We start from the raw sequence: 14,503 nt of genomic DNA, 5'->3' as shown, positions 1-14,503 counted from the left end.
GATCAGCGCAGCGCGGCGAAGCTGTCCGCGAGAAGCGCCAGGCCTTCGTCCACAAGCAAGTCGGATGCCGTGAGCGGCACCAGTACACGAATTACATTGCCGTAGGTGCCGCATGACAGCAGGATTAACCCGCGCCGCGCCGCCTCCGCGACCACCTGGCGGGTCAGTGCCGCGTCGGGCCGCGCGGTGTCGCCCTCTTCGAACAGCTCGATGGCCACCATGGCGCCGAGCCCGCGCACGTCGCCGATGGCCGGCTCGCCGGCCGCGATGCGGCGCAGGCCGGCCGTGAGCCGTTCGCCCAGCGCCCGGCTGCGCGCGAGCAGCTGCTCGTCGTCGAACACTTTCAGCACCGCGAGCGCTGCGGCGCAGCCGATGGGGCTGCCGGCATAGGTGCCGCCCAGGCCGCCGGGCGCGGGAGCGTCCATCACCTCGGCGCGGCCCACCACGCCGGAGATCGGGAAGCCGCCCGCCATCGACTTGGCGGTGGTGATCAGGTCGGGCGCGACGGGCCACTGCTCGCTGGCGAACCAGGTGCCGGTGCGGCCGGCGCCGGTCTGCACCTCGTCGGCAATGATCAGGATGCCGTGGCGGTCCGCCAGCGCGCGCAGGCCTTCGATGAAGTCGTTGGGCGCCACGTAGAAACCGCCCTCGCCCTGCACCGGCTCCAGGATGAAGGCCGCCACGCGTTCGGGCTCGATATCGTTCTTGAACAGCAGCTCGACCGAGTGCAGGGCATCGTCCACGCTCACGCCGTGCAGCGCGTTCGGGTACAGCGCATGGAACACCTCGCCCGGGAAGGGGCCGAAGCCGATCTTGTAGGGAGCCACCTTGCCGGTCAGGCCGAGCGTCATCATCGTGCGGCCGTGGTAGCCGCCGGTGAAGGCGATGACGCCGGGGCGCCGCGTGTGGGCGCGGGCGATCTTGACCGCGTTCTCCACCGCCTCGGCACCCGTGCTCAGGAAGATCGATTTCTTCGCGAATGCGCCCGGCGCCAGCGCGTTCAGGCGCTCGGCCAGCTCCACATAGGGCTCGTAGGCCACCACCTGGAAGCAGGTGTGCGAATAGAGATCGACCTGCGCCTTCACGGCGGCACTGATCTCCGGGTGGCAGTGGCCGGTATTGAGCACCGCGATGCCGCCGGCGAAGTCGATGTAGCGGCGGCCCTCGACGTCCCACAGTTCAGCGTTGGCGGCGCGGCTGACGAAGATTTCATGGGCCTGGCCCACACCGCGGGCGACGGCCGCGCTGCGGCGGGCCATGAGGGCGGCATTGCTGAGATGGGGTTCGCGTTGCATGGTACGACCTGTGCTTTGAAGGAGGAATGCCGGCACTCTAGGTCGCGCGAATCGATCCAGCCATGTACACCGGAAGTGATCGCCCGGAAGACTGTACTGGTCTTGTATCCTGTACATACTTTCCTCAATATGGTGCAGCCCGGACTGCCGGAGACGCCCCCCGATGCTCATTCTTCGTCCCGAACAGCCGACGCCGCTGGTAAGCCAGATCGTGGAAGGGCTGCGCGGACTGATCGGCTCCCAGAAGCTCAAGGCCGACAGCAAGCTGCCGTCGATCCGCGCCTTTGCCGCGGCGCACGGCGTCAGTGTTTTCACGGTGGTCGAGGCCTACGACCGGCTGGTGGCGCAGGGCCTGCTGGTCTCGCGCGCCAACGCCGGTTTCTTCGTCAAGCGGCGCAGCGACGAGAGCGCCGCCGGTGCGGCCAGCACGCCCCGCCCGGACCCGCGCTTCGACGCCCGCTGGTATCTGCAGCAGATCTTCGAGAACCGCAACCTGCCGCTCAAGCCCGGCTGCGGCTGGCTGCCGCACGACTGGCTGTTCGAGGACGGCATGCGCCGCAGCCTGCGCCACCTCGCCTCCGAAGGCACCGACATCGGCGGCTACGGCCTGCCCTTCGGCCACATGGCGCTGCGCATGGCGACGGCCGAGGCGCTGTCGGAGCAGCAGATCGTGGTCGATGCCGCCCAGGTCCTGCTGACCCAGGGTTCCAGTCAGGCGCTGGACCTGGTCGCGCGCCGGCTGCTCAAGCCGGGCGATGCGGTGCTGGTGGACGACCCGGGCTATCCGAACCTGATGTTCATGCTGCGCTTCCTGGGCGTGGAGATCATCGGCGTGCCGCGCATCCCTTCGGGCTACGACATGCCCGCGCTCGAGGCGCTGCTCGCGCAGCACCGGCCCAAGGCCTTCTTCACCCAGCCTCGGCTGCAGAGCCCGACCTGCTCGATGGCCTCGCTGCCGCAGCTGGTGCAACTGCTGCAGCTGGCCCAGGCGCACGACTTCACGCTGGTCGAGAACGACATCTACGCCGAGATGGACGCGTCGATGCGCCCCTCGCTCGCCAGCCTGGGGCAGCTGCGCCGCGTGGTCTACGTGGGCAGCTATTCGAAGACCATCTCGCCGAACATCCGTGTCGGCTACGTGGTCGCGCAGCCGGAGCTGCTCGACGAGCTGGCGCAGCTCAAGATGGTCTCGGGCCTCACGTCGTCCGACATCACCGAGCGCCTGGCCTTCGGCACCGTGACCGACGGCCGCTGGCGCAAGCATCTCAAGGCGCTGCGCGAGCGCCTCGCGCAGGCGCATGGCAGTGTCGCGCGGCGGCTGAGCGGACTGGGCTTCGAGCTGTTCCATGAGCCTGCGGCCGGCATGTACCTGTGGGCCCGGCACCCCGACATTGCCGACAGCTCCGAGCTCTCGCGGCGCGCCGCGGCCGAGGGAATCATGCTCGGCCCGGGCCAGCTGTTCCTGGTCAACCCGCATCCCACCGGCTGGCTGCGCTTCAACGTGGCCTTCAGCGAGGACGAGCGTCTCTGGCGCTTCCTGGAGCGCAGCATCGAAGAACAGCGCAGGTACGACTGACGTTGCTCGCAATGCCGCGCAAGCAGGCGCACAATGGCTTCAACCCTTGGCGCAGGCGCATCCTGAACCAGCCATGGTGGAGTAAACATGTGAGGGGATGAAGCGCCGCGGCAGGGCTACGCAAGGAGCCATGTCATGACCCGCTTCATCGATGTTCACAGCCTGGTCCGCCTGGTGGACGAGACCGGCGTTCCGCAGTTCCTCACGGCCCTGGCCGACGCGCTGCGCGACGACTTCCTGCGGTGGCGCGAGTTCGACAAGAAGGCGCGCGTGGCCAGCCATTCGCACCTCGGCGTGATCGAACTCATGCCGGTGGCCGACGACGGCGCCTATGCCTTCAAGTACGTCAACGGGCATCCGAACAACACCCAGCTCGGGCTGCCGACCGTCATGGCTTTCGGTGTGCTGGCGGAAGTCGATACGGGCTACCCGGTGCTGCTTTCGGAACTCACGCTCACCACCGCATTGCGCACGGCCGCAACTTCGGCGATGGCGGCCATGGCACTGGCGCGACCCGGTTCGCGCAGCCTCGCGCTGATCGGCAACGGCTCGCAGAGCGAGTTCCAGGCGCTGGCCTTCCATGCGCTGCTGGGCATCGAGCAAGTGCGCGTGTACGACACCGACCCGCACGCCACCGACAAGCTGGTGCGCCACCTGTCGGTGTGCACGCCGCTGGACATCGTGCGCGCCCGCTGCGTGGCGGATGCCGTGCGCGGCGCCGACATCGTCACCACCGTCACCGCCTGCCAGGGGCGCGCGACCGTGCTCACGCCCGAGATGATCGAGCCGGGCATGCACATCAATGCGGTGGGCGGCGATTCGCCCGGCAAGACCGAGCTGCACCCCGACGTGCTGCACAAGGCGCGCGTGTTCGTCGAGTACGAGCCGCAGACCCGCGTGGAGGGCGAGATCCAGCAGGTGGGGGCCGACTTTCCGGTGCACGAGCTGTGGCGCGTGCTGCTCGGCGAAGTGCCCGGCCGCGAAACTCCCGAGCAGGTCACGCTGTTCGACTCGGTCGGCTTCGCGCTGGAAGACTACACGGCGCTGCGCTACATACAGCGCATTGCGACCGAACGCGGCGTCGGCCAGCAGATCGCGCTGGTGCCCGAGCTCGACGACCCGAAGGACCTGTTCGGCCTCACGGCCTCGGGTCGGCGCCGTACAGTGCTGCGGCGTGCGGCATGATGGCGGCATGCTCACGATCTACAACGACCAGCACGTTCTTCACCATGGCAAAGTCGAAATGTTCCGCGGCGAACTCGTGCCGTGCTTCGAGGTTCCGGCCCGCGTCGACCATGTGAAACACGAGCTGGAGCGCCGCCGCCTCGGCGCGCTGCAGGCGCCCGATGCCTTCGACGAGGCGCTGCTGGCGAAGGTGCATGCGCCGCGCTACCTGGACTTCATTGCGCATGCGTGGGATGAGTGGGTGGCGCTCGACCCGTCCAACGTGTCGCGCGATGCGCTGCCTTCGTACTGGCCCACGCGCGGCATGCGCACCGATGTGCTGCCCAAGAGCTTTCCGGCGCGCATGGGGCTGTTCTCGTTCGATGCCGGCACGCCGCTGATGGCGGGCAGCTGGGCCGCGGCGCGACACGGTGCGGCCTGCGCGTGGACCGCGGCGCAGCGCGTCGTTGGCGGCGAGCGCGCCGCCTTCGCGCTCACGCGGCCACCGGGCCACCATGCGGGCGCCGATTTCTTCGGTGGCTACTGCTTTCTCAACAATGCCGCGGTCGCGGCGCAGGCGCTGCGCGATGCGGGCGTCGAGCGCGTGGCCGTGCTCGACGTGGACTACCACCACGGCAACGGCACCCAGGCCATCTTCTACGAGCGCAGCGACGTGCATTTCGCCAGCCTGCACGGAGATCCGCTGACCGACTATCCGTACTACCTGGGCCATGCCGACGAGCGCGGCGCGGGGCAGGGCAAGGGCTTCAACCACAACCTGCCGCTGCCGCGCGGCACGGACTTCACAGCGTGGCGCGCGGCGCTGAAGACCGCGCTCGACCGCATCGCGGCGGTGAAGGCCGGCGCGCTCGTGGTCTCGCTCGGCGTCGACACCTTCGAGGGCGACCCGGTCGCGGGCTTCAGGCTCGGGAGTGACGACTATCTGCGCATGGGCGAAGACCTCGCGCGCGCGGGCCTGCCCACGGTGTTCGTCTTCGAGGGCGGCTATGCGGTGGCCGAGGTGGGCATCAACGCGGTCAACGTGCTCGAAGGCTTCGAACAGGCGTAGCTGACGCGCAGGCGACTCCGGTGTGACGATGGCCCGGGTTTCCCCGGGGAAATCAGGGGAGCCCCGATTGCCTTCGCCAACGGGGCGAGGCCCAATTGGCGGTTTCAAAGTCAGGACCCCCGTCAGCCATGCTCCGCCGCTCCACCTTTCTCCGTACCGCCGCCACGCTCACCGCCTGCGGCCTCGCCTTTCCGATGGCGGCCTTCGCGCAGGGTTTTCCCACCAAGCCCATCAAGCTGATCGTCGCGTTTCCGGCCGGCGGCCCGACCGACATCACCATGCGCCAGCTCGCCGACAACGCGAGCAAGATCCTCGGCCAGCCGGTCATCGTCGACAACAAGCCCGGCGCCGCCGGCACGCTGCCCGCGCAGGCGCTGCAGACCTCGCAGCCCGACGGCTACACCGTCGCGCAGATCCCGCTGGGCGTGTTCCGCATGGGCTACACCACCAAGATCAACTGGGACCCGCTCAAGGACATCACGTACGTCATCAACGTCACGGGCTATGCCTTCGGCATCGTGGTGCCCGCCAACAGCCCCTTCAAGACCTGGGCCGACTTCGTCGCCTACGCCAAGGCCAACCCCGGCAAGCTGACGTACGGCTCCACCGGCAACCTCACCAGCCCGCACCTGACGACGGAGATCGTCGCGCAGAAGGCCGGCATCGAGCTGCAGCACGTGCCCTACAAGGGCAGTGCCGACCTGATGCTCGCGGTGGTCAGCGGCCAGCTCATGGCTGCCGCCGACAGCACCGGCTTTGCGCCGCAGGTCGAGGCCGGCAAGCTGCGCGTGCTGAACACCTGGGGCGAGAAGCGCCTGGCCAAGTTCCCCGATGCGCCCACGCTCAAGGAGCTTGGCTACGACGTGGTGCAGAACTCGCCCTTCGGCATCGGCGCCCCCAAGGGCACGCCGCCCGAGGTGGTGAAGAAGCTGCACGACGCGTTCAAGCAGGCGATGGAAGAGCCGAGCTACGTGGCGGCGCTGGGGCGCTACGACATGCTGCCTAACTACATGAGCTCGGCGCAGTACACCAAGTTTGCGCAGGACACGGTGGTGCGGGAGAAGGTGGTGATCGAGAAGCTGGGCTTGGCGAAGGAGAAGTAAGCCTGCGGCTTTAGTCCGGATCGCCCGTCAGCCGGGTCAGCCAGCAGTGTCGAGGCGCGGGCGCGCCAGGATGATCGCGCGCGCTGCCTCGGCAAACCCCGCACCGCGCTCGCCCTGCGTCACATAGCGCGGCAGGTGTTCCAGCTGCGGCACGAAGCGCGCGACGTTCGCCACGCCAATGCTGTGCGCGAAGCTGCGGAACATCAGCTGGTCGTTGGTGGAGTCGCCCACGTAGGCCCAGCGGTCCATCTCGCCGTCGAGCGCGCGGCCCCACAGTTCGCGCACGATCCAGCGCGCGCCTTCCAGCTTGTCGTTGTCGCCGTACCAGCCGTTGACGTGGATGCTGCTGACGGTGGCGTGCATGCCCTCGCCGCGCATCAGCGCCACCACCTGCGCGATCGTGGCGTCGCTCAGCTGCACGAATTCGCTGTGGTCGATGGCGATGTCGGTCTCGCGCCCCGGCGAGTCGGTGGCGCGGCCCACGCCCGGCAGCTCGCGCTCGATGCGTTCCAGCACCGCCTGAATGCGCGCGAAGTTGGCGACGCGCGTGGGCTCGTCCTGCTGGTAGCGCTTCTCGACGCGGCCGTCGGCCGAGGGCAGCAGCGCCACCGCGCCGTTCTCCGCCACGATGGCATCGACGGGCCAGGCGTTGACGAAGGGCAGGCTCCAGCCCACCGGCCGGCCCGTGATCGCCACCACCGAAAGCCCCGCCGCCTTGAGATCGCCCAGCGCGCGCAACGCATCGGGCGTGATGGCGCCCTCGTGCGTCAGCGTGTCGTCGATGTCGGTGAAGACGCCGACGAGCGCGCCGCGCGCGGCCTCGGGCCATCGGGTCAGCGGAAGAAGATGGTGCGGCGAGGAGGGCAGGGAAGGCATGGAGCGGGGAATGCTGGGAGAGCGGCGATCGTACCGGGGCTTTCGTGTAGCATCCCGCCCCCGCTGTGCCTTCGAGGCCGGCGCGGCGCCCTCCATGCCCCACATCCTCGTCGACGACCTCCGCAAGTCCTACCGCATCTCCGAGCGCGACCCAGGCGTGATGGGCGCGCTGCGCGGCCTCGTGCGGCGCCGCCATCGCACGGTGGAGGCGCTGTCGGGCGTGTCGTTCTCGCTGGAGCGCGGCGAGCTGCTGGGCTTCATCGGGCCGAACGGCGCGGGCAAGTCGACCACCATCAAGATCCTCTCGGGCATCCTGCGGCCAGACGGCGGACGCGTGGAGATCGACGGCCGCGATCCCTTCGCCGACCGCGAGCGCCACGTGGCGCGCATCGGCGTGGTCTTCGGCCAGCGCACGCAGCTGTGGTGGGACCTGCCCGTGGGCGACGGCTTCGACCTGCTGCGCGACATCTACCGCGTGGACCCCGCGCGCTACCGCCGCATGCGCGACGAGCTGGTGGCGCTGCTGAACCTGGAGCGCGTGCTCGCGCAGCCGGTGCGCCAGCTCTCGCTGGGCCAGCGCATGCGCGCGGAGATCGCTGCGGCGCTGCTGCACGAGCCCGACATCCTGTTCCTCGACGAGCCGACCATCGGGCTCGATGCACCGTCGAAGCTGGCGGTGCGCGACTTCGTGCGCCGCGCCAATCGCGAGCGCGGTACCACCGTGCTGCTGACCACGCACGACATGCACGACATCGAGGCGCTGGCCCGGCGCGTGATCATCATCGGCCACGGCCGCGTGCTGGCCGACAGCCCGGTCGAGGCGCTGCGCGCGCAGGTGATGGCGGAGCGGCGGCTGGTGGTCGATTTCGCGCAGGATGCCGAGCTGCCGGAACAGGTGGCCGGCGCGAGGGTGCATTCGCGCGACGGGCAGACGCTGGTGCTCGACTTCGATCCGGCGCAGACCGCCGCGCCAGCCTTGATCGCGCGCATCGCGGCCGCGCACGCGGTGGAAGACATTCGCCTGGAAGGCCTGGCGATCGAAGCCGTCATCGCGCGCTTCTATGCCATGCACGGAGCGGCCGAGGCATGACGGCGACCAGCCCGCGCGATCTTGCGCGGCCCTACCTCGCGGCCTTCGCGTCGCGCTTCCTGCAGATGCTGCAGTACCGCACCGCCGCGCTCGCCGGTTTCGCCACGCAGTGCTGGTGGGGCGGCATCAAGGTGATGGTGTTCGCGGCCTTCTACGGCCACGCGGCCACCACGGGCGCGAGCAGTTCGATGTCGCTCGCGCAGGCCATCACCTATACGTGGCTCGCGCAGGGATTGCTCGTGCTGCTGCCCTGGCTGGGCGACCCGGAAGTGGGGCAGGCGGTGCGCACCGGCGCCGTCGCCTACGACCGGCTTCGGCCCGTCGATGCCTATGCGCTGTGGTTCGCGCGCAGCGCCGGGTGGATTGCGGCGCGCGTGCTGCCGCGTATTGCGCTGATGGCGGTCTTCGCGATGGTCGCGCTGCCGCTGGCCGGCCTGGGCGAATGGGCATGGCAGCTGCCGGCGGGTGTGGCAGCGGGGCTCGCCTTCGCGCTGTCGGCCGTCCTCGCGCTGCTGCTCTCGACGTCGATGGTGATGCTGCTGAACGTGGCGGCCACCGCCGCGCTCAACGAACGAGGCATCAGCGCGGTGGCCACGCCGGTGGTCATCGTGCTCTCGGGCAACCTGCTGCCGCTCGCGATGCTGCCCGATGGCTGGCAGACCGCGCTGCTGATGCAGCCGCTGGCCGGGCTGATGGACATTCCGGCGCGCTTGTACTTCGGGCAGCTGCAGGGCTGGCAGGCCGTCGGCGGGCTGGGGTTGCAGGCTTTCTGGATCGCGTTACTCGTGTCCTTCGGCCATTTCGCGATGGGACGCACGATGCGCGGCCTCCAGGTACAGGGCGGGTGAGCGCGATGGGATCGCTTCCGCTCTTCTTCCGGCTGGTGGGTGCGTCCATCGGTGGACAGGCGCGCTACCCGGCCTCGGCGCTGATGTTGACCGTTGGCCAGTTCCTCGGCACCGGCATCGAGGTGATCGCCGTGTGGGCGCTGTTCCACCGCTTCGGCGACGTGCAGGGCTGGCGCATCGGCGAGGTGGCGCTGTTCTACGGCCTGGTGAACTGCATGTTCGCACTGGCCGATGCTCTGGGCCGCGGCTTCGACGTGCTCGGCACCGAGTTCCTGCGCACCGGGGCCTTCGATCGCCTGCTTCTGCGTCCGCGTCCGCTCGCGCTGCAGCTGATGGGCAACGACTTCCGCTTGAGCCGCATCGGCCGCTTGCTGCAGGGCCTGGCGGTGGTCGCGTTCGCCACGCACCAGGCCGGCATCGCGTGGACGCCGGGCGCCGTAGTGATCGCACTGTTCGCCATGGCCGGTGGCGTTGCGCTGTTCCTCGGCATCCTGGTGCTGCAGGGCACGCTGTCGTTCTGGACCGTGGAGAGCCTGGAGATCGCCAACGTGCTGACTTACGGCGGCGTGCAGGCGGCGCAGTACCCGCTGGCGCTCTATGCGCAGTGGTTCCGCCGCGTGCTGACCTTCATCGTGCCGCTGGCCTGCGTGGCCTATTACCCGGCGCTGTCGATCCTGGGCAAGCCCGATCCGCTGGGCGCGCCGGTGTGGGTGGGCTGGGTGTCGCCGCTCGCGGGGTTCGTGTTTCTCGCGGCAGCATTCGGGGTGTGGCGCTTCGGGTTGCGCCGCTATGCGTCTACTGGCAGCTGAGTGGATCTTTGCGTACTTCGCCGGACCTTCGCGTCCCCTCTGCGTCCGAAGTCCGCTCTCGCCTTCTACCCCGCGCTCTGCAGCGCCAGCCCCGCGTGCTCGCGCAGCGGATGGAAGTGGATCTTCGGAAAGCGCTCCTGCGCCAGCCGCACGTCGTAAGGTGAGGTGCACAAAAAGGCCAGCGTGTCCGCCGCATCCTTGGCCATGCGCACCGGATAGGCGTTGACGAACTCGCGCAGCTCGGCCGGCGTGTCGGCCGTGATCCAGCGCGCGCCCGTGTACTGGCAGCCTTCGAGCCGCACGTCGGCGTCGTACTCGGCCTTCAGCCGGTGCTGCACCACTTCGAACTGCAGCTGCCCCACGGCACCCAGCAGCATCGGCCCGCCGACCTCGGGACGGAACACCTGGATCGCACCTTCCTCGCCGAGCTGGGCCAAGCCCTGCTGGAGCTGCTTGGTGCGCAGCGGGTTCTTGAGGATCACGGTCATGAACAGCTCGGGCGCGAAGAAGGGCAGCCCGGTGAACTGCAGGCTCGCGCCGTCGGTGATGGTGTCGCCCAGCTGCACGCCGCCGTGCGTGGTGAAGCCCACGATGTCGCCCGCGTAGGCCTCTTCGACCGCCTCGCGGCGCTGGCTCATGAAGGTCACCACACTGGTCGGGCGCAGCTCCTTCGAGGTGCGCTGCACCTTGAGCTTCATGCCCGGCGTGTACTTGCCCGAGGCCATGCGCACGAAGGCGATGCGGTCGCGGTGGTTGGCGTCCATGTTGGCCTGCACCTTGAAGACCACGCCCGCGAAATCCTTGTCCTCGGGCTGGATCTCCTTCACCACCGGCTGGCGGTTGACCATCGTGGTGCTGGTGCGTGATTGCGGCGAGGGCGCGAGGTCGACCAGCGCGTCGAGCACTTCCATCACGCCGAAGTTGTTCACGCCGGAGCCGAAGAACACAGGCGTCTGCTTGCCGGCCAGGAAGGCTTCGCGGTCCCAGGTGGGGGAGGCGCCGGTGGCCAGCTCCATGCTTTCCATGGCGTGCTCGAAGTCGGCGCCGAAGCGCTTGACCAGCGTGTCGCGCTCGCTCAGCGGAATGGTCTCGAAGTCGTGCGGCAGCCGCTCGCTGCCCGACTCGAACACCGTCATCGCCTGCGTGCGCAGGTTCATGATCCCGCGGAAGCTCTTGCCCTGGCCGACCGGCCAGGTCATCGGCACGCAGGGCATGCCGAGCTCGCGCTCCACTTCGTCGAGGATGTCCAGCGGCTCGCGCACTTCGCGGTCCATCTTGTTGACGAAGGTGATGATGGGCGTGTCGCGCTGGCGGCAGACCTCGATCAGCCGGCGCGTCTGCGCTTCCACGCCGTTGGCGGCATCGATCACCATCAGCGCCGAGTCGACGGCCGTCAGCACGCGGTAGGTGTCTTCGGAGAAGTCCTTGTGGCCGGGCGTGTCGAGCAGGTTGATCACGTGGTCGCGATACAGCATCTGCATGACCGACGAGGCCACCGAGATGCCGCGCTGCTTTTCGATTTCCATCCAGTCGGAGGTGGCGTGGCGCGAGGCCTTGCGCGCCTTGACCGAGCCGGCGATCTGGATCGCGCCGGAGAACAGCAGCAGCTTTTCAGTCAGCGTGGTCTTGCCGGCGTCAGGATGGGAAATGATCGCGAAGGTGCGGCGGCGGCGGGTTTCGGCAAGGAAGGGGGATGACACGGGAACTCCAGGGAACCCGCGATTTTCGCAGATGTGCATCTGCCAGCGGCGAGCCCGTGCTGAATTCCCCGCTCAAGGCCTGCCGTGGCAGTGAATTTCATGATCGAACACCCGATCCGGTGGCGCCGCGTAGCCGCGGCGCTGCGTGGATCAAAGGTTCGTCCAACCGAAATACGCAATCCCTTCGTAGGTGTACATCGGAAGATTCTGTTGGACGCTGTCCCGCTCGCTTGCGTTGATTGTGTAGAAGTGAGTTTGGACCTTCGTTTGGTAGAACCGGAACATCGGGGTGGCACCGCCGGCCTGCGAGGTGTTGGCGTACCAGGCCACGCCCTCGTACGAATACCAGGGCAAGGTCGCCTGCACATTAGCGCGCTCCTGCTCGCTGATCGTGTAGAAGTGCGCGCCGGTGCGCGTGTTGTAGAACCTATAAACCGGGCTGGTGCCTGATGCTGCGGCAGCAAACGCGAAGAAGGCAGGACCTTCGTAGTTGTACTCAGGCAGCTTTGTGATGACGAGGTCGCGCTCCGGCACGTTGGAGGTGTAGAAGTGCGCGCCTGTTCTGGTGTTGTAGAAGCGGTAGATGGTCGTACGCACCGTCGTGGAAGGTGCGTTGAGCCACGGCTGCAGCGCGGCGTTGAAGGGGAGATCGAAGCGCCCGTAGAAGTCATACCCGCCGGGCTGGCTGCACGAAGACGCTCCGCCCCACAATTGCCCGACGAGATAGTCTTTGCCATTGAGTCTCCGGAACAGCCCCGACCCACTACTGCCGCCCTCGGTCACGCCCCGATTCCATCTCACTGCCAGAAACTTGCCGTTGCTTCCTGTTGAAGAAGAGCAACTCGAATTTGCACAAGCCGCGGTTCCGAGATAGTCGCCTTCACTGTACTTCTGCAAATCACCTTTAGGGTGATGCACGCCATAGACGCCCTGAATGCCGTCGAATGAACTGGGGTCGAACGGGCTTGAACCGGCAAACAGCGCACCGGCCGGCGGTTGCGAATTCAGCCGCATGAAGGACGTGTCGGTCGTCGACTCCGCATAGAGCAGCGTGGCGCCGGAGGTCATGGCGGTCAGCGCAGGACTGACCTGCGTGCTGTTGCAGCTGGCGGACTTGTAGGACCAGTAGGTGTAGAGAGTCGATGCGACCGTCTGGTTGGAAATGCAATGGTTTGCGCTCAGGAAATATGGCGTGCCGGTCGACATGCGGTCGTTGAGCAAGGTGCCGGTGCATACATAGTTGCTCCCGTTGTCGATGAAGTCCATCAACGCCACGGACTTGCTGAGGGTGTTGTATTGGGAGGCGCAGGTAACGTCCTGATTGCATGAGCCGGCTTCACCCACTTTTTCCAGCGAGTCCTGCTTGGTGATGTCGATGGACACATGCGACAGCATGGGCACCGCCACCTTGACCGCTTCGAGCACGGCGTTGGGTGGGACCTCGATCTCGACGGTGAGAGCTTCACCGCCCATGTTGGGCGACCAATAGGTGCGCGCGTTGTCGCTCGAATCGCCTGCGTCGAGATTGCGCTGAATGGCCGTGAGGATTTCCTGCGCGGACACCTCGTAGATCTTTGGACTCGCGTCGCCGTAGAAGCGCACCATGGTGCCCGGGGGAAGGCTCTCGACACGCAGGCCGATGCGAACACCTCTTGCATTCGGTGATGCGAATCGCAAAGCGGCCACTTTGCCTCCCCGTTCCGAAGGCGTCCAACTCATCATGCTGGACACCGCCTGGACGTTCGCAGTTTCAGCGATCCGGCGTGCAACACCGATCTTGGTGGGAGTGCCGAAGATCGCGGGGGCCGACTTCAGGGGAACGGCGCTCTCTGGCGGAAGTGCTGGCAGAACCACATGCCGTGGCGTCGGGGCGCGTCCCACGGGACGGTCCTTGAAGGGGCTGACGTCGGTTGCCGCGAGTTCCGGCGACTGCACCCTCGACTCGATCAGTGCGGGGGCAGCGCTGGCGGGAGGGCTCGGCTCCGCAGTCTTGACTGCCGTGTCGGAGCCCGACACCGCGGCGGATGGGACAGATCCACCGCCGCTGCTTGATCCTCCACATGCGGTCAGCAGAACTGACAGCATGACCGTGCTCAAACTTATTCCGACGCTTGCGCGCATACCTTGCCTCCCTGGACGTTACGTATTGACACGCAATTGTCCGGTAAGGCAAGGCCTTTCTTTAAAATTCGCTGTGTGTCTGCTGTGCAAATGGCACGGAAATGCGAAATTTCGCCACAAATCCGTGCTTGGATCGCCCGATCAGGTGGCGCTGTCTAAAAAGAACCAAAACTAAATAATTACTACATCAAGGTTCTATTTGCGCTGAAGCATCTTGGTTACTTCGTCCACATTGGCCTGTATGCGCTGGCGCACCAGGTCGAAGGCATCGGCCTGCGACTTGGCGGCGAGATTGGCCAGTTCCTTGATGTCGTCGATCGCGCGCTGGAACGATTGGCGGCCGAGTTCGTCGAGCTTGGCGAGGTTGGCCTTGGCATCCTTGCCGGGCATTTCCTTGGCGGCCGTCTGCCACTCGGCAATGGCGCTCTTGATCATTTCCGTCTGTCGCTGCACCACGGTCTGCAGTCCCTGGTAGGACTTCTCATTCGCCTGCATCAGCGCCTGAAGGTCCTTTTGTCCGCTTTCGAGCAGTTTGCTCGCGCCACCGGTCAGATTGAGTTCTTGCAGGCGGTCGGTCATGGCCTTGAGGTTCTTCAGCGGGTTGAGCATCTCGGCGGCATTGGGAGCCTCCTTGGTGTTGCTGCTGCTGGCAGTGGTCTTCTTCGCGGCGGCTTTCTTGGCAGTGGCCATGGGCGCTATCTCCTGGTGTCGTGTGAACGGGGAAGGGTGACAAGAACCGGTGCCACGATACGCCGGGCAGGCATCGCGGGGGGTGCCAGTCAGGAATATTTGCCTGCGGGATTTCCCTTGGTCGTGGCGAACGTGCTTTACCTGATGTGGGATACCCGAGCG

Annotated in this window: 12 protein-coding genes; 7 read left to right on the top strand and 5 right to left on the bottom strand. The window is 67.1% G+C overall.

The window, feature by feature from the left end; translation table 11 throughout:
• Window positions 1-2 precede the first annotated feature (2 nt).
• Window positions 3-1,295: a 4-aminobutyrate--2-oxoglutarate transaminase gene (gene gabT / locus ASD05_RS19200; RefSeq protein WP_056595623.1), complete on the bottom strand. Its 1,293-nt coding sequence runs from the start codon at window positions 1,293-1,295 to the stop codon at window positions 3-5.
• Between the two features lie 163 nt (window positions 1,296-1,458).
• Between gabT and ASD05_RS19195 the strand changes: the two genes are divergently transcribed.
• From ASD05_RS19195 to ASD05_RS19180, 4 genes are all read left to right on the top strand, one after another.
• On the top strand, window positions 1,459-2,871 hold the full coding sequence (locus tag ASD05_RS19195) for a PLP-dependent aminotransferase family protein (protein WP_056595620.1): 1,413 nt from the start codon (window positions 1,459-1,461) through the stop codon (window positions 2,869-2,871).
• A 135-nt stretch (window positions 2,872-3,006) separates the two neighbouring features.
• On the top strand, window positions 3,007-4,056 hold the full coding sequence (locus ASD05_RS19190) for an ornithine cyclodeaminase (RefSeq protein WP_056595617.1): 1,050 nt from the start codon (window positions 3,007-3,009) through the stop codon (window positions 4,054-4,056).
• A gap of 7 nt (window positions 4,057-4,063) precedes the next feature.
• Window positions 4,064-5,104, top strand: coding sequence for a histone deacetylase family protein (locus ASD05_RS19185; RefSeq protein WP_056595614.1), 1,041 nt, complete (start codon window positions 4,064-4,066; stop codon window positions 5,102-5,104).
• A gap of 128 nt (window positions 5,105-5,232) precedes the next feature.
• Window positions 5,233-6,207 carry a Bug family tripartite tricarboxylate transporter substrate binding protein gene (locus ASD05_RS19180; RefSeq protein ID WP_056595611.1) on the top strand — a complete coding sequence of 325 codons (975 nt, stop codon included), beginning with the start codon at window positions 5,233-5,235 and terminating at the stop codon, window positions 6,205-6,207.
• A 36-nt stretch (window positions 6,208-6,243) separates the two neighbouring features.
• Here the strand turns inward: ASD05_RS19180 and ASD05_RS19175 are convergent, their stop codons facing one another.
• Window positions 6,244-7,083: an HAD-IIB family hydrolase gene (locus tag ASD05_RS19175; protein ID WP_056595608.1), complete on the bottom strand. Its 840-nt coding sequence runs from the start codon at window positions 7,081-7,083 to the stop codon at window positions 6,244-6,246.
• 94 nt (window positions 7,084-7,177) lie between these two features.
• Between ASD05_RS19175 and ASD05_RS19170 the strand changes: the two genes are divergently transcribed.
• From ASD05_RS19170 to ASD05_RS19160, 3 genes are read left to right on the top strand one after another with little or no spacing between them, the layout of a single operon-like run.
• Window positions 7,178-8,173 (top strand): ATP-binding cassette domain-containing protein, encoded by a 996-nt coding sequence (locus ASD05_RS19170; protein ID WP_056595605.1) that lies wholly within the window; start codon window positions 7,178-7,180, stop codon window positions 8,171-8,173.
• Window positions 8,170-9,021, top strand: coding sequence for an ABC transporter permease (locus ASD05_RS19165; protein ID WP_056595602.1), 852 nt, complete (start codon window positions 8,170-8,172; stop codon window positions 9,019-9,021). The genes ASD05_RS19170 and ASD05_RS19165 overlap by 4 nt, the downstream gene beginning before the upstream one ends.
• Before the next feature lie 5 nt (window positions 9,022-9,026).
• A complete protein-coding gene (locus ASD05_RS19160; RefSeq protein ID WP_056595600.1) occupies window positions 9,027-9,830 on the top strand; it encodes an ABC transporter permease in 804 nt (267 codons plus the stop codon).
• A 65-nt stretch (window positions 9,831-9,895) separates the two neighbouring features.
• On the opposite strand, the gene ASD05_RS19155 is transcribed toward ASD05_RS19160, so the two are convergent.
• The 3 genes from ASD05_RS19155 to phaP form a co-directional block, all read right to left on the bottom strand.
• Window positions 9,896-11,569 (bottom strand): peptide chain release factor 3, encoded by a 1,674-nt coding sequence (locus tag ASD05_RS19155; protein ID WP_056595598.1) that lies wholly within the window; start codon window positions 11,567-11,569, stop codon window positions 9,896-9,898.
• A gap of 111 nt (window positions 11,570-11,680) precedes the next feature.
• A complete protein-coding gene (locus ASD05_RS19150) occupies window positions 11,681-13,615 on the bottom strand; it encodes a serine protease (RefSeq protein ID WP_235508035.1) in 1,935 nt (644 codons plus the stop codon).
• Between the two features lie 231 nt (window positions 13,616-13,846).
• Window positions 13,847-14,341: a TIGR01841 family phasin gene (gene phaP / locus ASD05_RS19145; RefSeq protein ID WP_056595593.1), complete on the bottom strand. Its 495-nt coding sequence runs from the start codon at window positions 14,339-14,341 to the stop codon at window positions 13,847-13,849.
• Window positions 14,342-14,503: the final 162 nt, after the last annotated feature.

The sequence above is a fragment of the Variovorax sp. Root434 genome, from assembly GCF_001426595.1.
Taxonomy (GTDB): Bacteria; Pseudomonadota; Gammaproteobacteria; order Burkholderiales; family Burkholderiaceae_C; genus Variovorax.
The sequence above is the reverse complement of the archived record's forward strand: the minus strand, read 5'-3'. Positions and strand labels throughout refer to the sequence as shown.

Excerpts from the sequence above, each read along its gene's own strand:
- ASD05_RS19170 (WP_056595605.1), top strand. The coding sequence starts at position 7,178 with ATGCCCCACATCCTCGTCGACGACCTCCGCAAGTCCTACCGCATCTCC.
- phaP (WP_056595593.1), bottom strand. The coding sequence starts at position 14,341 with ATGGCCACTGCCAAGAAAGCCGCCGCGAAGAAGACCACTGCCAGCAGC.
- ASD05_RS19185 (WP_056595614.1), top strand. The coding sequence starts at position 4,064 with ATGCTCACGATCTACAACGACCAGCACGTTCTTCACCATGGCAAAGTC.
- ASD05_RS19175 (WP_056595608.1), bottom strand. The coding sequence starts at position 7,083 with ATGCCTTCCCTGCCCTCCTCGCCGCACCATCTTCTTCCGCTGACCCGA.
- ASD05_RS19190 (WP_056595617.1), top strand. The coding sequence starts at position 3,007 with ATGACCCGCTTCATCGATGTTCACAGCCTGGTCCGCCTGGTGGACGAG.
- ASD05_RS19180 (WP_056595611.1), top strand. The coding sequence starts at position 5,233 with ATGCTCCGCCGCTCCACCTTTCTCCGTACCGCCGCCACGCTCACCGCC.
- ASD05_RS19155 (WP_056595598.1), bottom strand. The coding sequence starts at position 11,569 with ATGCACATCTGCGAAAATCGCGGGTTCCCTGGAGTTCCCGTGTCATCC.
- ASD05_RS19165 (WP_056595602.1), top strand. The coding sequence starts at position 8,170 with ATGACGGCGACCAGCCCGCGCGATCTTGCGCGGCCCTACCTCGCGGCC.
- gabT (WP_056595623.1), bottom strand. The coding sequence starts at position 1,295 with ATGCAACGCGAACCCCATCTCAGCAATGCCGCCCTCATGGCCCGCCGC.
- ASD05_RS19195 (WP_056595620.1), top strand. The coding sequence starts at position 1,459 with ATGCTCATTCTTCGTCCCGAACAGCCGACGCCGCTGGTAAGCCAGATC.
- ASD05_RS19160 (WP_056595600.1), top strand. The coding sequence starts at position 9,027 with ATGGGATCGCTTCCGCTCTTCTTCCGGCTGGTGGGTGCGTCCATCGGT.
- ASD05_RS19150 (WP_235508035.1), bottom strand. The coding sequence starts at position 13,615 with ATGCTGTCAGTTCTGCTGACCGCATGTGGAGGATCAAGCAGCGGCGGT.